The organism is Erwinia sp. JH02, from assembly GCF_013074405.1.
Lineage (GTDB): Bacteria > Pseudomonadota > Gammaproteobacteria > Enterobacterales > Enterobacteriaceae > Erwinia > Erwinia rhapontici.
This window is the reverse complement of sequence record NZ_JABANZ010000017.1, coordinates 45,083-66,575: the sequence shown is the minus strand read 5'-3', so window position 1 is coordinate 66,575 and position 21,493 is coordinate 45,083. Positions and strand designations below refer to the sequence as shown.

Annotated in this window: 23 protein-coding genes and 1 pseudogene; 16 read left to right on the top strand and 8 right to left on the bottom strand. The window is 51.8% G+C overall.

The annotated features are described in order from the left end of the window. Positions 1–210 precede the first annotated feature (210 nt). A complete protein-coding gene (locus HHI26_RS25575; RefSeq protein WP_241008348.1) occupies positions 211–1,194 on the bottom strand; it encodes a hypothetical protein in 984 nt (327 codons plus the stop codon). 739 nt (positions 1,195–1,933) lie between these two features. Here HHI26_RS25575 and HHI26_RS24195 point away from each other — a divergent pair. The 3 genes from HHI26_RS24195 to HHI26_RS24185 all read left to right on the top strand — a co-directional run bounded on the left by HHI26_RS24195 (position 1,934) and on the right by HHI26_RS24185 (position 5,866). Continuing rightward, positions 1,934–2,353, top strand: coding sequence for an Exc2 family lipoprotein (locus HHI26_RS24195; RefSeq protein ID WP_171149878.1), 420 nt, complete (start codon positions 1,934–1,936; stop codon positions 2,351–2,353). A 113-nt stretch (positions 2,354–2,466) separates the two neighbouring features. Then, on the top strand, positions 2,467–3,744 hold the full coding sequence (locus HHI26_RS24190; RefSeq protein WP_171149886.1) for an HlyD family secretion protein: 1,278 nt from the start codon (positions 2,467–2,469) through the stop codon (positions 3,742–3,744). Continuing rightward, positions 3,734–5,866, top strand: coding sequence for a peptidase domain-containing ABC transporter (locus HHI26_RS24185; protein WP_241008347.1), 2,133 nt, complete (start codon positions 3,734–3,736; stop codon positions 5,864–5,866). Before HHI26_RS24190 ends, HHI26_RS24185 begins: the two co-directional genes overlap by 11 nt. Before the next feature lie 68 nt (positions 5,867–5,934). Here the strand turns inward: HHI26_RS24185 and HHI26_RS24180 are convergent, their stop codons facing one another. Then, a complete protein-coding gene (locus HHI26_RS24180; RefSeq protein WP_241008346.1) occupies positions 5,935–6,255 on the bottom strand; it encodes a microcin in 321 nt (106 codons plus the stop codon). A 917-nt stretch (positions 6,256–7,172) separates the two neighbouring features. Between HHI26_RS24180 and HHI26_RS25705 the strand changes: the two genes are divergently transcribed. From HHI26_RS25705 to HHI26_RS24160, 4 genes are all read left to right on the top strand, one after another. Next, complete coding sequence (locus tag HHI26_RS25705) at positions 7,173–7,523, top strand: hypothetical protein (RefSeq protein ID WP_171149885.1); 351 nt, start codon at positions 7,173–7,175, stop codon at positions 7,521–7,523. Next, positions 7,520–7,843, top strand: coding sequence for a hypothetical protein (locus HHI26_RS24170; protein WP_171149877.1), 324 nt, complete (start codon positions 7,520–7,522; stop codon positions 7,841–7,843). The genes HHI26_RS25705 and HHI26_RS24170 overlap by 4 nt, the downstream gene beginning before the upstream one ends. A 303-nt stretch (positions 7,844–8,146) precedes the next feature. After that, positions 8,147–8,659, top strand: coding sequence for a hypothetical protein (locus HHI26_RS24165; protein WP_171149876.1), 513 nt, complete (start codon positions 8,147–8,149; stop codon positions 8,657–8,659). A 4-nt stretch (positions 8,660–8,663) separates the two neighbouring features. Further along, positions 8,664–9,437 carry a site-specific integrase gene (locus HHI26_RS24160; RefSeq protein ID WP_171149875.1) on the top strand — a complete coding sequence of 258 codons (774 nt, stop codon included), beginning with the start codon at positions 8,664–8,666 and terminating at the stop codon, positions 9,435–9,437. A 368-nt stretch (positions 9,438–9,805) separates the two neighbouring features. Here the strand turns inward: HHI26_RS24160 and HHI26_RS24155 are convergent, their stop codons facing one another. From HHI26_RS24155 to umuD, 4 genes are all read right to left on the bottom strand, one after another. Next, entirely contained in the window at positions 9,806–10,090 is a 285-nt protein-coding gene (locus tag HHI26_RS24155; protein WP_171149874.1) for a CopG family transcriptional regulator, read from the bottom strand. Next, positions 10,084–10,725, bottom strand: a complete 642-nt coding sequence (locus tag HHI26_RS24150) for an AAA family ATPase (protein ID WP_171149884.1) — start codon at positions 10,723–10,725, stop codon at positions 10,084–10,086. The genes HHI26_RS24155 and HHI26_RS24150 overlap by 7 nt, the downstream gene beginning before the upstream one ends. A 222-nt stretch (positions 10,726–10,947) precedes the next feature. Then, positions 10,948–12,219 (bottom strand): translesion error-prone DNA polymerase V subunit UmuC, encoded by a 1,272-nt coding sequence (gene umuC, locus HHI26_RS24145; RefSeq protein ID WP_171149873.1) that lies wholly within the window; start codon positions 12,217–12,219, stop codon positions 10,948–10,950. Between the two features lie 3 nt (positions 12,220–12,222). Further along, on the bottom strand, positions 12,223–12,651 hold the full coding sequence (gene umuD, locus HHI26_RS24140) for a translesion error-prone DNA polymerase V autoproteolytic subunit (RefSeq protein ID WP_241008345.1): 429 nt from the start codon (positions 12,649–12,651) through the stop codon (positions 12,223–12,225). A gap of 279 nt (positions 12,652–12,930) precedes the next feature. Here umuD and HHI26_RS24135 point away from each other — a divergent pair, with 279 nt between their 5' ends. Genes HHI26_RS24135 through HHI26_RS24125 form a run of 3 tightly spaced genes read left to right on the top strand, consistent with a single transcriptional unit; the run spans position 12,931 to position 14,512 of the window. After that, positions 12,931–13,887 (top strand): plasmid segregation protein ParM, encoded by a 957-nt coding sequence (locus tag HHI26_RS24135; RefSeq protein ID WP_171149872.1) that lies wholly within the window; start codon positions 12,931–12,933, stop codon positions 13,885–13,887. Positions 13,888–13,892: 5 nt separating this feature from the next. Next, a complete protein-coding gene (locus HHI26_RS24130) occupies positions 13,893–14,273 on the top strand; it encodes a plasmid partitioning/stability family protein (protein ID WP_171149871.1) in 381 nt (126 codons plus the stop codon). 5 nt (positions 14,274–14,278) lie between these two features. Continuing rightward, entirely contained in the window at positions 14,279–14,512 is a 234-nt protein-coding gene (locus HHI26_RS24125; RefSeq protein WP_118666094.1) for a hypothetical protein, read from the top strand. 296 nt (positions 14,513–14,808) lie between these two features. Here the strand turns inward: HHI26_RS24125 and HHI26_RS24120 are convergent, their stop codons facing one another. Next, complete coding sequence (locus HHI26_RS24120; protein WP_171149870.1) at positions 14,809–15,015, bottom strand: hypothetical protein; 207 nt, start codon at positions 15,013–15,015, stop codon at positions 14,809–14,811. 229 nt (positions 15,016–15,244) lie between these two features. On the opposite strand from HHI26_RS24120, the pseudogene HHI26_RS24115 reads away from it, so the two are divergent. The 5 genes and pseudogenes from HHI26_RS24115 to HHI26_RS24095 all read left to right on the top strand — a co-directional run. Next, positions 15,245–15,844: pseudogene (locus HHI26_RS24115) on the top strand (DNA methylase); the annotation flags it as partial. Next, complete coding sequence (locus HHI26_RS24110) at positions 15,841–16,065, top strand: hypothetical protein (protein ID WP_171149869.1); 225 nt, start codon at positions 15,841–15,843, stop codon at positions 16,063–16,065. The pseudogene HHI26_RS24115 and the gene HHI26_RS24110, both read left to right, overlap by 4 nt. A 50-nt stretch (positions 16,066–16,115) precedes the next feature. Next, entirely contained in the window at positions 16,116–16,526 is a 411-nt protein-coding gene (locus tag HHI26_RS24105) for a DUF1380 family protein (protein ID WP_171149868.1), read from the top strand. A gap of 448 nt (positions 16,527–16,974) precedes the next feature. Continuing rightward, positions 16,975–17,400, top strand: coding sequence for an antirestriction protein (locus tag HHI26_RS24100; RefSeq protein WP_171149867.1), 426 nt, complete (start codon positions 16,975–16,977; stop codon positions 17,398–17,400). Between the two features lie 214 nt (positions 17,401–17,614). Continuing rightward, positions 17,615–17,965, top strand: coding sequence for a hypothetical protein (locus HHI26_RS24095; protein WP_171149866.1), 351 nt, complete (start codon positions 17,615–17,617; stop codon positions 17,963–17,965). A gap of 35 nt (positions 17,966–18,000) precedes the next feature. Here HHI26_RS24095 and HHI26_RS24090 read toward each other — a convergent pair whose 3' ends face one another. Further along, positions 18,001–18,792 carry a lipid II-degrading bacteriocin gene (locus tag HHI26_RS24090; RefSeq protein WP_171149865.1) on the bottom strand — a complete coding sequence of 264 codons (792 nt, stop codon included), beginning with the start codon at positions 18,790–18,792 and terminating at the stop codon, positions 18,001–18,003. A gap of 668 nt (positions 18,793–19,460) precedes the next feature. On the opposite strand from HHI26_RS24090, the gene HHI26_RS24085 reads away from it, so the two are divergent. Further along, positions 19,461–21,452 carry a ParB/RepB/Spo0J family partition protein gene (locus tag HHI26_RS24085; RefSeq protein ID WP_171149864.1) on the top strand — a complete coding sequence of 664 codons (1,992 nt, stop codon included), beginning with the start codon at positions 19,461–19,463 and terminating at the stop codon, positions 21,450–21,452. Positions 21,453–21,493: the final 41 nt, after the last annotated feature.

The window sequence follows — 21,493 nt, the reverse complement described above, 5'->3', positions numbered from 1 at the left end:
TTCCCGGCTTCGCGAGGCTGAGATAACTGATATCTGGTCCGGCAGCATCGGTCGACGTAATTATCCTTCGCGAATTATATTTAAACTCAAGCTAAGCGGTTTCGAACAGGAAAGCGCCGATCTTGAGGACAATCTCTTTCTCTGAATGGTAATGCACTGTAAAAAGACTGTAGATACCAGAAAATAAAGGCCGCATATGCGGCCTTTATTCTATTTGCTTACCGGAAACGTCACGGCGTAGGGGCGCAGTGTATCGTCAACGGCTGACACCAGCGCGGTCGCGACTTCGCTTAGCGTTGCCGTAGGACCGAGACGCGGATCGCTCACGGTATAGCAGTGCAGCGAGCAGATTTCTTCAGTAAAGCGGAAACCCATGCCCAGCGCGTTGTTCGGGTAAATGAAGGGTACGCCGTAGCCAGGATCGGGAGACAGCAGGTTACCGTTACAGTAAGGCAGCGCAAACTGCCCGAAAACGTTTTCTGGCAGAGGACGGGTGTTTTCAGTGCGCAGCGTCATCAGAACGTGGCTGAATCCTGGCTGCGATCCTTCGGCCTGCAGAATCTGTACGCGGGCGTAAACGCCTTCTGCACCGGCCTCGCTGAGCGCGTTGGCGGGTTGCAGACCCTGTGCGCTTCTCAGCTGGTTGATCTGCTGGTAGTAATCCTGACGCTGATACCACTGGCCCCAGAAGCGCGCAAATCCGGCCCAGAATGCTTCTATCGTGTGCTCGTCGCGGCCCGCAACTTCGCTGAACAGGGCAAGGTGCATTGATGTGCCGCCCGTAATCTGTATGCCTTTAGGCAGGCACTGGGCGGCGCGCATGCGGATGAACTGCGCATTTCGCAGCAGGATGCGGGTCAGATCGTCCTCGTTACTGATACTCAGCAGCTCCCGGTACACGGCTTCAAACTGCGGGGCCAGCGGTACGGCTGACCATACCGGAGTCAAAGTTCCGCCTAAATACTGCACGACGTCCAGGTCGAGTGAATTTACGAGAGGGCTCTTCATGCAGAAGACGTGAATCTGGCTGCTCATTGGCCCGTTGACCATCTCGCGCAGCAGTACTGACTGGTTCACCTTGCGCGCTTGTGAAACGTCTTTCAGCGCCTGGCTGACCGGGGCCAGGATCCCCTTGACGGAGACAGAGACTGTTTCTGGTGCGTCGTTCGAATCATTGTGCGTGGTTAAAGACATCGGGAGTACCTCGGTGGAGTATAGTTATTTTATCCGACATTGCCATTCAAATCGTCGTTGGTAATACAATAGTTCATATGTCTTACCTTTGGCAATGGCGTCAGTAAAATTCCTGATGGTATTTTTTCATTGTCAGTTTTTCCCCGCAGATCCGAAAAAGGATATAACCGGATCTCAGTTACGAGTTGGCTTTGCAAGGCATCGAAGGTCAGATTGTGACACCTTGGATTTTTTCCAGGCGTACCATACTTAATCCTGAAAACAGTGATGTTAGGTTCCGCTAAGTCAGCCCGGGTTTATGTACGGTTAAAATACCCCGGGCACAGTTCCAGCAACGGAAATGGCTTCGCTGAGGTGAAGCATTACTTTATTCTCCTTCGCTTAAGCAGAGAAAGTGTTGTGGATATTGGCTTTTTTGGCTAAATTTCCCGCATGAAATCGAAAAAATCTTTCCTGTAGATACGATTTTCCGACGATGGACACACACCCAGGCAATTGCTTTCCAACAATGCAGGCGGTCGAGGCCTGGATTTGTCCGTGACCACATTGCTTCCATCCGGGTATGCAATCGCAAGTGTGTACGCGAATGGCTGACCAATCTACTCGCAACAGCACCGACCTGAACAGGATTGACCTCTGGATGACTACCTTGCCCGGGGGATGCGACGGCGGTCTAGGTGGTCAGCTACCCGATAGCTGTCGTGCGTGCAGTGCTTGACCAGGTAAACAAGGGGCCGTGATGAGTAAAGGATTTGTGTTAATTGTACTGTCAGTGCTGTTACTTTCGGGCTGTATCGCGGCAGGAGGATCGGACAAGAGCAGCCCAGGGCTACACGCTGCACGCTATGCAAGTGGCGTGATGGATGCTATGCCGTCACGGTTCGGCTTCAGCCGTAAGGAAATCTACAACAAGATATTGCCTTTTATGACAGAGAGTTACCAGAATGGCAGGCAAGATCGCGAAGCTGGGGTGAGTGAAGCTGTAGCTGAAAAACGCAGGGGATGGTATTACAGCGATGAGTTCCTCAGGGGCCCGAACGAATACACTGGCGCCGACCTGGCTGATCAAAGCCGGGCGCAAAGTATCGGGTACAGATTGAAGGATCTGCTGGCCCGCGAAGCCTCGGCAGCTTACTGGGACGGATACACGGGACGATGATGATTATAGGCTTATTTCGGCACTAAATCAGTTGCACACGTGGCATGATAGAGTTTATTACCCGTCAGGAATGGGCGGAAATTCGTTGGAGAGAGAAAGGAAATATAAAGGTTATGTTTCGAAGGGAATCAATAGAAAATCATAAAATGAAATGGCGTGGCAGAGTTATTTTATTACCCGGCATACCACCTTGGTTAGTTGGCGCTCTGTGTGTTTCCTTTTTACTAATGTTCTTATTCTTTGTAATCGAAGGGACTTACACACGTAGAGTTAATGTTAGTGGGGAAATTACCACATGGCCTCGGGCAGCGAATGTCTATTCTGCAGTACAGGGCGTCGTTGTTAATAAATTCGTCACTGAGGGACAAAGGATTAAAAAAGGCGACCCTATATACCAGATTGATGTTAGCAAAAGCACACTCAACGGTGTTGTCAGTGAAAATCAGCGTCGTGACATTGAAAGCCAGTTGATTAAGATATCCAATATTACATCTCGCCTGGAAGACAATAAGAGAACCACATTGAAGATGTTGGAAGAACAAAGGAATCAATACACTGAAGCTTTAAAGCGATCGACGAGTATTATACACCGTGCCGAAGAAGGCATCAGGATAATGAAAAATAACATGGATAATTATCGCCATTATCAGTCACAGGGCCTTATCAACAAGGATCAGCTTACCAATCAGACTGCGTTATATTATCAACAGCAGAATAGCTTACTGAATTTGAGTAGTCAGAATGAACAAAATTCCTTACAAATAACCAGTCTGGAAAGTCAAATCCAGACGCAGGCAGCAGAATTTGATAACCGTATTTATCAGATGGAACTACAGAGTTACGAACTGCAAAAAGAACTGGTCAATAACGATATGAGTGGGGAAATTATCGTCCGTGCTTTGTCTGAAGGGATAGTAGATTCATTAAGCGTCACTGTTGGTCAAATGGTCAATGCAGGAGATAGTCTGCTGCAAATTACTCCGGAAAAAATAAAAACGTATTATCTTGTTATTTGGGTACCAAATGATGCAGTCCCTTACCTGACTGTCGGCGACAAGGTTAACGTGCGCTATGAAGCTTTCCCGGCAGAGAAATTTGGACAGTTTTCCGCCAGGGTAACACTCATATCCAAAACGCCTGCTTCACCTCAGGAAATGCTCACCTATCAGGGCGCACCTAAAAACGGGCAGGGTATTTCCATTCCTTATTACAAAGTTATGATCACGCCTGAACGGCAATATATTAGTTACAACGAAAAAAACATGTCGCTGGAGAACGGGATGAAGGCACAAAGCACGCTGTTTCTGGAAAAGAGAAAAATATATCAATGGATGCTCTCGCCTTTCTACGACATGAAAAATAGCGCAACAGGACCGGTGAATGAAAAATAAAACGCCGTTCAAAGCCATGTTGGGCAAACTGGATATTCACCTGCGCCAACGCGTCCCGATGGTGCACCAGACCGAATCGTCAGAATGTGGTTTAGCCTGCCTCGCCATGGTGTGTGGCCATTACGGAAAAAGCATTGACCTGATTTCCTTACGTCGTCAGTTCAACCTGTCCGCCAGGGGTTCTACATTGGCCGGGATCAAGGCGATCGGCAGTCTGCTGGGGATGGAAACTCGGGCATTGTCACTTGACTTGGACGAGCTCGGGGCGTTGAAAACACCCTGTATCCTCCACTGGGACTTTAATCACTTTGTGGTGCTGGTCAGCGTCAGGGGAAACCGTTTTGTGCTTCATGATCCGGCACGAGGCCGCAGAACGGTCGGGCAGGCAGAGATGTCGCAATACTTCACCGGCGTAGCACTTGAGGTTTGGCCAGGCAGTCAGTTTACAGCCGGGACGGTGAGAGACAAAGTCAATCTGCGAGCGCTGATCCGCAGCATACACGGCATCAAGGGAACGCTATCCAAGATTTTTTGTCTGTCACTGGTGATCGAGACAATCAACCTGGTGATGCCCGTTGGCACTCAGTTGGTGATGGACCATGCGATCCCCGCCGCAGATCATGGCCTGTTGACACTCATATGTGCAGGACTGATGTTTTTTATCCTTCTGCGAGCCGCTGTCAGCATGGTCCGCGCATGGTCATCACTGGTGATGGCCACGCTGATCAACGTACAGTGGCAGTCTGGGTTGTTCCGCCATCTGCTTGGGTTACCGCTGGGTTATTTTGAACGGCGAAAACTGGGCGATATTCAGTCCCGTTTTGGCTCGCTGGACACGTTACGTACCACGTTCACGACCAGTGTCGTCGGAGCCACTATGGACAGCATCATGGTCATAGGCGTACTGGTAATGCTGGTCCTGTACGGTGGCTGGCTGACCTGGGTCGTGCTGGTTTTTACCACGGTATACGTGCTGCTGCGTCTGCTGACTTACAGTTATTATCGCCAACTGTCGGAGGAGGCGTTGGTCAGGGGGGCTCGCGCCAGCTCATATTTCATGGAGACCCTGTATGGAATAGCAACAGTCAAAATGCAGGGTATGAGTGAACGCCGGGGAACCCACTGGCTTAATCTGAAAATTGATGCCATCAATACCGGCATTAAAGTTACCAAGATGGACATGCTTTTCGGCGGGGTCAATACGTTGGTCGCGGCCTGTGACCAGGTGGCCATCCTGTGGCTGGGGACCAGCCTGGTGATCGATAACCAGATGACCATCGGGATGTTTGTGGCCTTTGGAGCATTTCGCGGACAGTTCTCCGACCGTGTGGGCTCGCTGACCAGTTTTTTGCTTCAGCTGCGCATGATGAGCCTTCATAACGAACGTATCTCCGACATTGCGCTAAACACACGCGTAGCAGAAAAACCTGATGTGGAAATAGTGGCAAATATGCGCCCAGTGGCACTGGAAACCCGCGACTTGTGTTACCGGTACGACAGCCAATCTGCGCCCGTATTCAGCAACCTGAGCATCCGGATAGCGCCCGGTGAGAGTGTCGCCATCACTGGGGCATCCGGTTCAGGAAAAACCACCTTCATGAAAGTTCTGTGCGGGTTGTTTGAACCTGAATCCGGCAAGGTGATGGTGGAAGGTATGGATATCCGACAGCTGGGCGTGAATAACTATCATAAGATGATTGCCTGCGTAATGCAGGACGACCGCCTGTTCTCCGGCTCTGTACGTGAGAACATCTGCGGCTTCACGGAGAATATGGATGATAACTGGATGGAACAATGTGCCAGGGCAAGCTTTATCCATGATGCTATCATGAAAATGCCGATGGGTTATGAAACCCTGATAGGAGAGCTGGGAGAAGGACTTTCTGGGGGGCAGAAACAACGTCTTTTTATTGCACGGGCGCTGTACAGAAAACCTTGTATCCTGTTCATGGACGAAGCGACCAGTGCACTTGATAATAAAAGTGAAAACTACGTTAATTTAGCAATAAAAAAACTTAATGTTACAAGGGTTGTAATTGCACACAGGGAAACCACATTACGACATGTGGAAAGGGTTATTAATTTAGATGATTACAAAACGCAAGGCTTCGAATGTTTATGATATACAAAGGGTGAATTTATATGAAAAGTCATGGTCTCTAATTACAGTACCATGACTTTAAATATATACTACATGCCAGGACATGCCATTGGATTGCCCATCACAAAGTCTTTATCGTAATAACACTGTGAACTCATTCCACTGCCGTTCCAGCTTGGACCAATCATAGCATCCACGGGAACATTCACCGGCCCATGATTAATGGCTCCATGAATAACACTTGAGGCTGCACCAAGTCCACCTCCAACCCAAGGCGCAAGCGGTGTCGTTGCTGCTCCCAATGCGGTATCAATAGCAATGTCCTTGAGAATCTGCGCATTTTCCGGGTCAATTGACGGACCATCACCACCAGAAACCAAGTTCAATTCACATGAGGTTAACTCTTTCATAATCAATCCCTTAACTTAATGTTTTTAGTGAACACCCACAAAGCGACCATGTTTAATAAAAAAATTACAACAGCTCCAGTTAAAAAATAGCTATCAATATTAATTACGGGTCTGTTATTGATAAAACTGTGAGAGAAGTTATAGATAAGAATGGCTGACGCCGAAACAATAAATGAGGTCGTGGCTTTCATTACAAGGTTTTTATTGTTCAGATAACTACTCAGAGACCAGATTACCAGAACACTCAATACTGCAGGGACAATATATATGCTGAATGTCATTTTCTACCCACCCGTTAAAATTTTGTTTACTGGTTCAGGTTTTATTATTTGCAATATAAGCTTCCAGCCATAAATATTTCAACACTGAATTTAGGTGATTTATTTATAAATTGTACAAACCTGTATTTTATTTTTCATATATTATGACAAATTGTCAGTCTGTGCAAGTTTTGTTCTTTTTCGGGCTTTTATTGGTTTCAGCTATCGATTAGTGCAGCCTTCACAAGCTTATCAATCATCTCATTTCCAGATCCGAAAACTCCCAGTTCCGGATCCGGCGGATTCAGCACGCTTTTTCTCCGCATGATGAGCATGTTAAATGAATATATCTCTCTGTTAATGATGATATTTATTTTCATCTTACCCCGCCCGCGCCCTTCAGCGCGGGCGGGCCACACGCGGCTGGGTGCCGCGTTTTATCCGTGATATACTTCCGTAAACTTCTCTCAATGGAAAAAGTCGGATCCAGTGGGGAGGCTGATACGGTAATTGCCATCGGTGGCTATGTGGCTGCTTATTATTACGTCTGGCATGGTGCCGGCAGGGAAAGTCATCCGCAGTGACGGCCAGGGCCGTAACAGTGCATGATGATTTCAGGGCGGGATTATTTGCACCGGATTTAATCAGGAGAGCATGATGGGTATGTTTGACACGGTCACGTTCCGCTACCGGATGCCGGACGGCGAAACAGAATCTGAATACCAGACCAAAGAACTGGACTGCGAATGTGATGATTATGAGATCTCAGCCGAAGGACGACTGCTGAAATGGCAGTCAGATGTCGGGGGATATGCAGATACGAATTTTGAGGGGGCGTTTACCATGACCGCCAATGAAGGGTATCGCCTGTACTTTGAGCAGGGGACGCTGGCGTGGATTGAGGTGTACTCGCAGGGTGACAGGCGCTGGCCGTTTGAGCCGGCGCAGGCTGCTGCCCTCTGTTATTTACGTGACCGTCAGTGTGAAAAGAATAAGGAAAGAAAATGACCTTCGATAAATTGTGCAATCTTGTCATCGTTGTTGCCCTGTCGGTGGCCGGGACCAACCTGTACTGGTTCATCCAGTACCGGAGCGAGATCGGTAGCGCGCGCTGTGACTTTGAGATGGTGCTCAGTAACGGCCAGCTGACGGCCGTCACCGGGACCGACGATCGTCCCGCAGGCCTGTTTTCCGGCACGATGGATGGCCGGATACTGCTTACCCCGCAAACCGGCGGGGCGTCCGACGTGACGGCGTGCGTGGCCGGAAAAATCAAAGCCCGGCCGCTGCGCATTCTTTCCGCAGGCGGGAACGACCAGCATGACTGACGGGATTTCTCACGCGGTAACGTACGTCACCGTGGACGGGTTTGATTCTGACGGGCTGACGTCCCAGCCAGGTAAGCACTGATGCCGGAAGCGGCGATAGCTGACGGCGTGGCGGCAGCTGTATCGCACCCGTTGACCGTTCAGGTCATTTATCAGGGCCCGGGGATATGGGGAAACGTGGCCACCCGTCTGATCACCGCCGGAGCAGCGATTGGAGTGGTGAGGTTAACGCATTGTTAATGCTGCAGCGTCACAGCTGAATGTAGAGAAATACTGTTTATTTGCAGATTAAGGAGAATAGGAATGGCTGATGCACCTGCATGGGTTAACTTTGGCACCTCTGCACTCGGTGGAGCACTGGCGATTGCTGGCGGAGTAGTGACGCAATTGCTTATTGCTCGTAAAGAATCAGGCGCGAATGCAAAACGTCTTGCATCTGACAGAGCCTTTATTGGCAGTCAGGCAATTGTTGTCTTGGCTGAGTATCGTGACATTTGCTATGAATTTTCATGTAATCCGGGAGAGGAAAGCAGATTTCTAAACCCCAGGCCTGGTGAACCAGATTTCTCTGAAGTGAAGGGAGACTGGACTTCGCTTGATGGTGAGCTGCTTTTACGGGTTCACCGCCTCCCTTTACTGCGTAGGCAGTATGGAAGGGAGCTAGACGAGGTGCTTGAGAAGCTGAGTGACGTTGAGTACCTGCCTAGTGCCACAACACGGTTCCGGAAACTATCTGACGAGTGCGATGCGCTAATTGATCTACTGATGCTCAAGTGCAATCTACCATCGCCCTGGAAACTGGATGAGGCGGAGTAATGTTATGACAGATCTCATTAGCTATGGGCAGCCAGCGCCTGCGATACCGTCTTTTCCGGTCGCTATTGACTACCCCGCCGCGCTCGCGCTGCGCCAGATGGCCGCGCTCATTGACGATCTGCCTAAGTACCTGCTGGCGCCGGAGGTCAGCGCACTGCTTCACTACGTGCCAGATCTGCACCGCAAGATGCTGTTCACCACGCTGTGGAACACCGGCGCGCGCATTAACGAGGCGCTGGCGCTGACGCGGGGGGATTTCAGCCTGGCACCGCCCTACCCCTACGTGCAGCTGGCCACCCTGAAACAGCGTGGAGAAAAGGCCGCCCGGGGGCCGGGACGTGCTTCAGTACCGCACCGGCTGGTACCGCTATCAGATCTGCAGTACGTGGCCCAGCTGGAGATGATGGTGGCCACGCTAAAAATTCCCCTCGAACGGCGCAACCCGGAAACGGGGCGCGCGGAACGGGTTCGGCTCTGGAGCATTACTGATCGCACGGTCCGCACCTGGCTGAACGAGGCTGTTGACGCTGCCGCTGATGACGGGGTTACGTTCTCGGTACCGGTGACGCCGCACACGTTCCGCCACAGCTACGCCATGCACATGCTGTACGCCGGCATTCCGTTGAAGGCGCTGCAGAGCCTGATGGGGCACAAAAGCATGAAGTCCACGGAGGTTTACACGAAGGTGTTTGCACTGGACGTGGCCGCACGGCACCGGGTTCAGTTTCACATGGCTGGTCCTGAGGCTGTGGCCATGCTGAAAGATATCAAGAAGTGAGTTCTTACTGATTAATTATGATATGCAATGGTGCTGAAAAGCAGTAAGCCCCTTTATCAGAATTTCATCGGAGTTACCGGGATTATTCAGGGGCATTTAAATAATTACTTTTTCGAAGGAGAGGGGATACATAACCCCTGGTATCTATAGTTTTCAACCCCATTATTCATTATATATACGTCTGACAGTGCTTGTTTGCACTCATCAAGAGATGCATATCCTTCCATTTTCTGAGAAGTTATCGTATTAGCCTGCGTGTAGTTTCCTATCGATATTAACAGTATTAGCGTATACACGTTTACCTCACTATTATTAATTAACACTTATTAAGTAATACTTCATAAGTGTTAAGTGTTAAGTGTTAAGTGTTAAGTGTTAAGATACTTTTCCATAGCGGCCCTAACAAGAGCACTAACATTCTTTGGGTCAATACCGTTACGCTTGTTTCTGAGTGCTATATCTTCACACTGCCTTAGCAGGGACTCAGGCAACGATATGGTTGTTCTGGTTAGTTTTTCTTGGGGTTCAGGCAGCTTCTTTTCGTCACCATAAGGTTTATCAGCCAGAATGCTGGCCAGTCTGTCAGCCTGATCTTCTGATACGTCTGCTACCGCTCGTGTAACTTTGTTTTTTTGGCTGGGTTTTTTTAGCATCCGAACACCTCGTTGAGCAGTGAAACCACTTCCCCCTTAGCCTTCTGGTTATCCGTTTCCAGTACGGACATTCCCTGAGACATCACATCCCGGTACACCTTGCGGTAGCATCCAACGGCCTCAAGAGGTGTCAGGGTCTCAAACTCTTTAACGTACTCAAGGAATTCATGACGCTCATTCCCCTGCAGTAGAGGGTTTGTCGTTGCCATCGTCTGGTAACAAAATACCTTCAGATCTGGATTCAGATCGCGTATGGATTCGATTTGCTGCCGCAGCTCTTCCATCGTATCGAGGTCAAGCTGGGAGCACTGGTGTGGGGCTATAATCTGGTGGGCTACGGCTCCGCCAGTGATCAGTTCTCTGCTGTTACGTCCGGCCACATCAACAATAACGTGGTCATATTTTTCATTCAGGCTGCGTAACGTTGAGGAGATGTTGTCACGTTTTTCAATCAGCGTAATACGCGGAGACAACTCTGATTCTTCCCTTTCTGCATACCACCGTGAGGCTGAACGCTGTGCATCTGCATCGACGAGACACACATCTTCGCCTCTTAAGGCGAGTCCAATTGCCACATTAATCGCTGTGGTGGTTTTTGCTGCGCCACCTTTGTTACATCCAATAATTGTAATCATATCAGCACCATTGTCTGTTGTTGAGCTGCCACCAGGGGATACCTCAGTTGACATAAATCATACTTCATTTTTCATAAGTGGCAAATAATATTTATGAAGTATGAAGTATGAAGTATGAAGTATGAAGTATGAAAGAATAAATAATACGAGTGATGTATGATGTATGATGTATCAGATATAACTAATGAGTCGCATAGCAGGAAGTCGATAGGGTGGTATCTATCACATTTTCGCCACAGGAATGTCCTTCCACCGAGTTGTCCATGCCGGCGACAGCATCTCACGTTTCATCTGCCACTCTGGCGCCGTTCCCTGACCGGCAAACCACAGCTTACCCAGCCCTGAATTGTTCACCTTATCGAGCACGGTCATCAGCTGTGCGCTGGCAGGGCGTGGGGGAGTTTCATCGAAAAGCCCCAACTGGGCCACTGAGCCTGAGCTGAAATCACCGAGCATAACCCCTGCTTTAGCATAGCGATGGCCGTCGCGCCAGATGCGCTCAAGGCAGCGCATGGCCACGGCAATAACGTCGCGGGTATCCTGCGTGGCCACCGTCAGTTTTTCACCCGCCACGTTGCCGTAGTAAGGCTCGCCCTGTGCAAACGGGGAGGTCTTGATGAATGCAGAGACGTGCCGGCAGTATTGTCCTTCCTGACGCAACTTTTCCGCTGCTCTCTGTGCGTGGGTGCATACCGCCTGTCGCATGCTCTCAAGCGCGGTGATGCGTTGGCCAAAGCTCCGGCTGCATACGATCTGCTGCTTAGTTGGGGGGACCTCTTCCAGAGCTATGCAGGATTCGCCAGCGAGTTCCCGCACTGTACGTTCGAGCACGACGCTGAAGTTCTTTCTGATAAACGCGGTATTGCTGCGTGCAAGGTCTAGCGCCGTGACGATCCCCATCGCATTTAGCTGCTTACTGAGTTTTCGTCCTACTCCCCAGACTTCCTCCACCGGCTGACGTGCCAGCAGCTTCTCGGTTCGCTGCGGATTATCAGCCGTCAGCGCCAGGACACCACCAAACTGTGGCCACTCCTTGCTTGCCCATTGTGCTGATTTTGCTAGGGTTTTTGTGATTCCCATGCCCACGCCTACGGTCAGGCCGGTGACTGACTTAACCCGTTCACGTACACGCCTGCCGTAGTCTTCAAAAGGCTCAGTGCGGTCAATACCTTTTATGTCCAGGAATGACTCGTCAATCGAGTAGATCTCAGTGGCAGGCGCCATTTCCTCCAGCACTGTGGAGACCCTGACCGACATGTCGTGGTACAGCGAATAATTTGAAGAAAAGACGTTGAGGCGCACCGGGAACTGGCGGGATTTTATCTGAAACCAGGGTTCTCCCATGCGTATACCCAGGGCCTTACTTTCGGGGCTGCGTGCGATAACACAGCCATCATTGTTCGAAACGACGATCACGGGCTGATTTTTTAGATCCGGGCGGAATACCTTCTCGCAGGAAGCGTAAAAGCTATTCACGTCGACGAGTGCAAACATGATTTATCCCCGCGTGGCGTGCAGAAACCAGGTCACCACGCCGAAGATTTCCAGCGAGTCCGGATCAGGGTAAATCGTGGGAAAAGAGGGATTCATTGGTTGAAGTGCAAGGCTGGGGCGCAGCTGCAGCACCTTAACAGTGAACTCTCCGTCCACGGCTGAGATAATTATATCCCCGTGACCGGGTTTTTCTGATTTATCTACGACGAGGAGGTCTCCGTCTTTGATCCCGGCATCCGTCATGCTGTGCCCGGAAGCCCTGATGAAGTACGTAGCGCTCCGGTGACGTATGCAGAGGTCGTTCAGATCCAGCATCTCTTCAACATAATCCTGGGCTGGACTCGGAAAGCCGGCGGGCACCCGCTCCAGAAACAGAGGAAGCGGCATGTGGATTAATGTTGTAGATACCGCAGACATCCGGGAACGGTTCATGGAAAACACCTTATTTATACTGTTTATATATACAGTATAAATATAATCCCGATCGACAGTCTCTACAACAAGGCTGTCGGTAACTTACAAATCGTTCCTGAAAATCTTCAAGATATCTCTACAGTGACTCAATAAGATATCAAATATATCTCATATTTATCTCGTAATGTGTTTATAGTTTTCTCCAATGCCGTTAGTATTCTTATTGTTCTCGTATTTATCCCTTTTTTATCTCCCTTACGGTTCTCAAAAATCCCCTTCAGGGGTAAGGTATGCCAGATGAAAATTTTTATGGATGACGGTTCCACTAACATCAAGATGAAATGGGAAGCGGACGGTGAGATCAGACAGATGATCAGCCCGAACAGTTTTAAGCAGCAGTGGTCAGTGCCTTTCGGAGCGCAGCCGGTGTTCAACTACACCATGAATGGCGAGCAGTATTCGTTTGACCCTGTCGCTTCAGATGCGGTGGTAACAACAAACATCGCGTGGCAGTACAGTGATGTGAACGTTGTTGCGGTACATCACGCACTGCTGCAGACGGGAATGGAGCCCTGTGAGGTAGACATCATCGTCACCCTGCCGCTGGATGAATATTATGACCGGAACAATCAGCCGGACACTGCGGCTATCAGGCGTAAAGAACAGAGTCTGCTGAGGCCGGTAATACTGAACGGAGGGCGTACCTTCACGGTCCGGAGCGTGACCGTCATGCCTGAATCCATCCCGGCCGGATTCAACGTTCTGAAGGCGATGGATCCACTGGAATCTCTTCTGATAGTAGACCTCGGAGGGACCACGCTGGATATTTCACAGGTCACCGGACGTATGTCAGGAATAACGCGCATTTACGGGGACTCATCGGTGGGCGTTTCACTGATGACATCAGCCGTTCGTGATGCGCTCCGCATGGCCAGAACGCAGGGCAGCAGCTATCTTGCTGATGACATTATCATTCATCGCAGTGACGACAGTTATCTGGCAGCACGCATCAACGACACGACGCGCCTGCCGGACGTAAAAAGTACGCTGACTGAATCTGAAAACAGACTGACTAAACGGGTTCTGAACGCGGTCAGTTCATTTGAGGGATATACGCACGTCATGGTTATCGGCGGAGGGGCTGAAATCGTGGCAGGGGCAGTCCGTGAGCACTGTGGCATTCGGCCGGAGCGCTTCTTTAAAACAGATTCACCCCAGTTTGACCTCGTCAACGGTATGTTTGAAATCGGATAACAGAAATGGATACGCGAAGAAAAATACAGTTTTACCTGAACCCGGAAACAAACCAGGCGGACCACTGCGTGGATAAGGTGCTGGACAATACGCCGCAGGGTGACAGGGGCAGGCTGATGCGTGCAGCAATGCTCAGTGGCTTCGCGCTGCATAAAATTGACCCGCGTATCCCATTCCTGCTCTCAGAGTTGCTGACAGAAAAAACCACGTTCAGCGAAACTCTGCAGGTTATAAAAGCCGTACTTCCGGCGGCTCAGGCGGAAAGGCTGGAGGAGATCCTCCAGACCGTTCCACCGGTTACTACTGCTGAACAACAATCCCGGCAACCCGGCGCAGATGCGGAGACGCGTAATAATGCACGCGGCATGTTTGGGGTTAAGGAGTAAGACTTATGGATGCCATAAGAACGTTTTTTTTACGGATGAGCCGGGCTGACCGGTTGTCTCCTGAGCAGCGAAAGAATATCGGTGAGTATCTGCTGCTTGGTAGCAGCCTGTTTATTGTTCCACTGCTCTTTCTGGATAACCCTGGCATTGTTGTGAAGGTTGTTCTGCAGCTGCTGTGGGCACTGACGATAGCAGCCGGTGCGATGCTGGCTCACGTCCAGAAGAAAAAGCCTGACTGAAAGAGGGAGGAAGAAGAGTGACCGTGCTCCCTGTGACTCTGGTTAACTGACGCTTCCTCGCCCCGACTGTTCGTTCCTCGCTGCGCTGCGGTACGCCTCAGCCTGAGCTGTGGCGAGCGTTGGGGTAATAATTATTTTTACTGAATTAGTAATAATATCAGCATCCTTCCTGGCCTCCACGGTACGGAATTTCCGGTGAAATTCTTTCGCTGGAGGTTCCGTGCCTGCCCGTCCGGCAGGACACAGTGATCTCCGGCTCTTTACAGGCCCGACCGATAAGGGGGGTAGCCGGTGCGTTAATAAATCAAAACAGGACGCGGGTGCCGGGCATCATAGGCATCTTCTTCAGCGAACCGGTTGGCCCATCCTTCAGCGGTAAGCCCGTCCATTCCTTCAGCCGCGTTGGCGTTGCTGGCCTGAACAACATCTTTAATATCTTCCCCGGTAAATGGTGCGCCGGCTGCTATATAGATTTGCCGGACTCTTTCTGCATTGATTTTCACTGGAATACCTCGCGTTGATGGACTGCCTGAAATTACCATCAGGATCATGATTACAAAACACTGGATGAATACACATGTCGCATTTTCAGGCATGTCCAGAGTGGTCAGGTACCACCGCATCAGTTAAATGACGTCGCGTTGCTCCTCTTAAACTGCGCCTGCCGGCGCATCTCCAGTCTGCTTAACCAACAACCATCTGGGCTGTCTGGTAAAAGGAAGTCGCTCCGCTCCGCCGTACCTCGTCGGTTTCCGCGACCGCGCTGGCCGGACCATTGCCGGGGACCAGACGGACGAGTGGCTACAGCCCGCCTGTCATGAGATGTACCGCGTACTCAAAAACGACTCACTCATGGTCAGTTTTTACGGCTGGAACCGGGCAGACCGCTTTATCAGCGCCTGGACCGCCGCCGGCTTTCGCATCGTCGGGCATTTCGTTTTCGCCAAGACCTACGCGTCAAAATCCGCTTACGTCGGCTACACGCACGAATGCGCCTACGTGCTGGCCAAAGGGCGCCCACGCCTGCCGGAAAACCCGCTGCCTGACGTACAGGGCTGGAAGTACACGGGCAACCGGCATCACCCGACAGAGAAGCCGGTCACCAGTCTGCAACCCATGATTGAGTCCTTCACTCACCCGGGCGCCATCATTCTCGACCCGTTTGCCGGATCCGGTTCGACCTGCGTCGCTGCGCTCCAGTCTGGCCGTCGCTATATCGGCATCGAGCTGCTGGAGCAGTACCACCGCGCAGGACAACAGCGCCTGGCTGCGGTGCAGCGCGCGATGATGAAGCCCGCCGCTAACGGCGACTGGCTGCCGGAGGCCGCATGACGAATTACGCCGGGCTGGAACCCCTACGCGAAGACGTGGCGGCGCTGGCAAACGACATATACGAGCTGCTTTCCAGGTTGAAAGCCCTGGAGTCGCCAAAGCACCACTATGCCGAAACAGTCGCGGAGCTGCTTGCCCGCAATGCGTTCTGCCGCATCAGAGACCTGTACATGGAGGCGTACCGCGAGGCGCTTGTCCTGGACGACAGCTTTAAAGACTGACTGAAACGGCCGGGACCGCCCGGCCTGATAATGACAAACGGAGAACAGAGATGTACGGAACCCGAAAAGAAATTAACGACAAGCTGAAACGTGCCTTCACCAACGACGAACCGCTGGCGGTCCTCGTCTGGTCCCGGGAAACGGTGACGGACGTTTTCGATGAGGAGCTGACCGACGCCGAGGTCGGTCACCTTATGTCCCGTATCGGTGCGGTTGCTTTCTACGGCCACGCGGCGGACGGCGTTTCGCGGCACACCCTGAGTGAATGGCTGTTGTTGCACAGAGCGGAAACCCGCACGGTCATGGTGGATGCCGAGCTGCTGAAAAAAATCACCATGACAGCCCGGAACGCGCTGCTGTCGGCCAAGGGGGCCGCATGGGATGCGGGTAAGGATTACACACCTGCCATCCGCGAGGGCCTGGACGATGTGGCGCGCGTGCTGACGATGCTGGCCGCCTGAGCCTGAAAGGGGGATGAACTGCCGGAGACGACGAAACCCGTCGTTTCCGGTTTTTTTTGCAGGGGAACGGCTGGCACCGGCGGCGGTTCGCCGGGTACGAACGGGGGCATCGAACCCCCGCCCGTACCCCAACGCCACGCGGCAATTCCCGGCCGCGCCGGGGCCGCAAAGGTCGCAGGCTAAGCCTGCCTACGGGGGTAAACGGTGCGCCATGAAGCCGCCGTGTCGTGGGGGCTTACGCCGTGCCCGAACCTTAGCCGGGCCGCTGCGATCGCAAGAGTCCGCTTCGCCGCCTCCTCACCCGTTCGCGCCCGTCACGGGCATTCAGCCCGCAACGGCCTTGCGCTGCGGCTTCCGGTGGCGCTCCTGCGCTCTCCGCTTTGCGCCCGTCTCTGGTGTGGTCACGGCGCAAGCCCGCGCCGTATCACATGCCAACACCGGAGATGCTATGAACACACTTACCCCCGCCGCCGTCCAGGTTGATCGCTTCGTCAAAATGCGGTTTCTGCCGATGCTGTTTGCGCACGACTACGTACGTGCTGAACATAACGTATTTCTCTACGCCAGCCGCTTTCTTCATGACTATGACGGCTGTGAGTGGACTTTTGTAACCCTGGAGAACGGCGGGGGGTTCATGCAGCCGGAAGGGGATGATTGGGAGTTCTGCAACCCGGATAATGGCAGGGCGCTGATTCTGTCGGGTGAGGCGGCAGGGATTGTGATCACTGGCCTGGTGCTGAACCACCGCAGCTGGTTTTACGACAGACACGACGAGCCGGACCTGTGTGAATTCTACTGCCAGCGCTTTCGCCAGCTGACGGACTATGCCTCTTCACATCCTGAGTATGACACCATTTTCATCGCACTTAACTGACAGGAACGGGCGGCAGTAGCCGCCCTGGAAGTATCTAAAAATAAAGTTGATTGAGTAAGTACGTTTCAGACGATCTTATGATGACAGGAGTTTAGACTCGTTCTGTTCAGCCCTGAATGATGGCAAATGTCAGATGACTGAACTTAATAGCTCTTTACAAAAACTCAATAATAATTATTATTCTCATCTGGGTTGAGAGTGAAAAGGTTTAAACATGAAAAAATTAAGAACAGTGATAATCGGAGTGGTTATTATAGCAGGTTGTGTGTTCGCATATAATTACTGGTCTATCGGGGAAGGTAGAAAACAAGACATTTTAGCGTGCGGTAATTTGTCGCCTACAAAGGCCGCTGAAGCCGTGATTAATGATGTTATTAATCCGGGAAATAAAATCTTCTCACGTTTTGATTTGGTTCGTAGTGATGTGAATATCCTGACTCCAGAAATACAGATTGAAGAAACGATGGCATACGTTCCTTTTACTTTGCCGAAGAATAAAAATCAGAAATATATTGCCATGCCTAGATGTTCTGTACTGTCTGATGTTGAATACTCTAAAGAGTGAAAAGATGGCCATGAGTATTCATGGCCGTACCAATACTATTTCTTTCCGCTAATATTAACTTTGTGCTCTCCATTTAAATATATGTCATACGGTTTCCCATCAATCACTCGAAGTATATCAGTAAGAAGTTCTCCAACTTTACCTCTACTTGCATCTGCATTTGCATCATAGACATCTTTCGTCCCCCTAATTACGCCATTGAAGTTCCAGGAACCATCAGATTTTACGGTCAGTGTGCCATTGGTTGTGAGTGAAATTCTTCCAAGGTAAGACCATTCCCAATAGCTACTGTTTCGAAAATCATATCCAAAAGGTTGGTTGCTGATATTGAACGTACCAATCTGCCCGGATGACAGGATGTTGTTGATTGGCTTCATATTTGAACCAGTAAGATTGAAGCTGAGTTGGTCAAGCTGAACAGATAAAGGTTCACCGTCGCCGAAGGTATAGTGAAATAAAGCAGCAAGTGGAGCCATAGCCCCATTAGTTAATTTACTCTGTTGAGATGGCTTGAAACTCATCGATGCATAATTAGTACTGCTCTGAAAATAACTATTAGGACTGAAGTTTGCTCTTTGCTCTTCTGCAAATGCAGCCTGACTAAGAACAGTATAAAAAGTCATCTTGGCTTTTTTTCCTTGAAGTGCCTTCAAAATTGTCTCAAGACGTCTGCGTGTTTCAAATCCACTGTTAAACTCTGCGGTTTTTTGCAAAGTTAAGCTAACCTGAAATCCTGCACCTGGAGGGGCCGAAAAACTGAAAGGGTTAGTGTAACCTGCGTTTGAATAATTTGGTGCTACGGCAGTTACTGTCATGGTGTTTGACATTATTAAATCCTCATTTATGAAAGATAACTTGTGAGGTGCTATTGTTATTTGTTAGGTGAAATTTTTCATTAATTTTATTATCTGCCAGGCACTAAAGAACATGTCGAACTAAGAAGCTCTTGCGAATTATTAATGGCTTTGTTTACTTAACTAAAATAAAAAAGAACCAATGCTTATTCTAAGTTGATTGAGCAGTTACTGTATTTCATAAATCATTAATATAACCACAGGAGATGGCACCTCCGGCTCCCCGTCCGTTCCGGCCGGGTCGTCGAGCCCTACTGCGCTAACCGGGCGCGTTGCGCACGGTAAGCTCCGCCGAACCGCCAGAAGCGGCGTTTCGTGCCTGCCGGCTAGGGTCTGATGGAAACAGACAGGTCAACACCCGCAGCCGGCGTTTGCCGGCGCCTCTCACTGGCCACTCCGTGGCCGCTAAAGCCCGGACTGCGTGTCCGCTGTCCGGGGCTGTGCCCTGCTCACCACCGGTGGGTGATATCTCCGTGGTATTTCCGTCGCAGGGAACTGCGCCACACCGTCTCGCTCCTTCTGACAAGGCTGAAATGAACGCCTCCGGCGGCCTTGTCAGCGCTTCCCGGCGCGGCTTTTTCCCTTTCTGCGACGGCGAATACTCACAGAGACATCATTTAACCCACAGAAGGAGAAGCAGCATGTCACAGCAAAACGTCAACGGCGCGACAGCGAAGCCTACAGAAACATCTGCAAAAAAAACGCGCAGCGGAACCAAAAAAGAAACGGCGGCAGTTGAACAGGTACTGGCGCAGGCCACGAGTGAAATGGTCACGCTTTCCCGTTTAGTGGTATCGGCACATCAGGCGCGGCGGCGCGAACATTCAGCCGAACATATCCGGGGGATTGCCGACAGCATCGCCGGGGTGGGGCTGTTACAGAACCTTGTCGGTCACATAATGGAAGACGGTCGTATCGGGGTTGCCGCCGGGGGCGGTCGCCTGCTGGCATTGCAGCTGCTCCAGGGGGAAGGGCGCTGGCAGCCGGACCAGGCTGTACCCGTCCTGATGGTGCCGGAGGATATGGCAAAAGCCGTTTCCCTGACCGAGAACGGGAAGCGCTGTGACATGCACCCTGTTGACCAGATCGCCGGGTTCCGGTCGCTGGCAGAAGACGGCAAGAGCACGGCGCAGATTGCCGACCTGCTGGGCTACAGTACCCGCCACGTCGAACGCTGTCTGAAGCTGGCGGGGCTGGCTCCTTCCCTGCTGTGCCTGCTGTCTGAAGACCATATCCAGCTTGACCACTGTCACGCCCTGGCGCTGGCCAGTACCCACGAACGGCAGGAACAGGTCTGGGAAAATGCCGTCAGCCGCGTCTGCGGCGTGCCGTCCGCATCGCTGATCCGCTCCCTCGTCACCTCCGGTGAGGTGAAAACCACTGACAGCACGCTGTTCAGTTTTACCGGGCTGGACGCGTACACCGCCGAGGGCGGCGAACTGCGCAGCGACCTTTTCAGCGATGCGAACGAAGGCTGGATTGATCCCGTCACGCTTGAACGCGCCGCGCTGAAAAAGCTGGCGGCAGCGGCGGCTGAGATTGCAGATCGCGAAGGCTGGCAGTGGAGTGAAGGACGCCTGTCCCAGGTCAGAACGTATGGCGATGACGCCCGGGCGTATCGTCATTATCCGTTCCCTGAGCGTGTGTTCGCTGTGGCACAGACGGAACGGCTTGCGCAGATTGAAACCCAGATGAAAACCGCCAGCGACGACGAACGCGCCGTGCTGGACGCTGAAATGGTCGCCATCCACGATGCAGGTGAAGCTGCCGCATGGCCGGAGGCTACGCGCGACCTTTGCGGCGTTGTGGTATCCCTCGATCAGGGAGTCATGACCATTCAGCGCGGCATTGCCCGTATCTCAGAAGAAGAGGCGGCGGCCATCGAGGCCCGTCATGCTGCTGCGGTGGCTGCCGTGTCGCGCAAACAGCCGACGGTCGAAGCTGACGATTTCCCGGCAACCCTGGTGAATGCGTTGTCCTGTGAACGTACGCTGGCCGTTCAGGCCGCGCTTTGTACGCAGACCGATATCTCCGTCACGCTGCTGACCTGGCACCTCGCCCGCAGCGTGTTTACTTCGGGATTTGGCGGCACTGACCCGTCATGCGTCAGGCTTAACGACAGCCATTATGCGCTGCGTGAAGGGGCGCTGTCCGGGGAAAGCGGGAAAGCGTACCGTTTTCTGATGGAAGAAAAGGGGCGCTGGCAGGCACGACTGCCGGAGGGATGGAAGCAGGACATGCGCTGGCTGCTGGCCTGGACCCCGGAAGACAGGGCCGCGTTGCTGGGATTCATGGCAGCCCTGGCCGTGGATGGCAGGCAGACGCGTGAGCACGGCCGCACAGGTCGCAGCAACCTCGACGGGCTGGAAACGGTGATGGGGTTCAACCTGTACGACTGGTGGCAGCCGACCGCTGAAAACTATTTCAGCCGTATCGGGAAAGCGCAGATCTGCGCGGCGATGAGAGAAGCGGGACGTTCCGGGAAAGCCAGCGATGCGGAGAAGATGAAAAAGGGCGATGCCGCAGCGCTGGCAGCCGACGAACTGGCCGAACTCCAGTGGCTTCCTGGCTGGATGAAACCCGCCGATGAGAAGAAAAAAAACGCACAGTCCCCGGACAACAGCGCCGGATAACCCACGGGCCGCCCCGCGAGGGGCGGCAGTCAGGAGAGAAG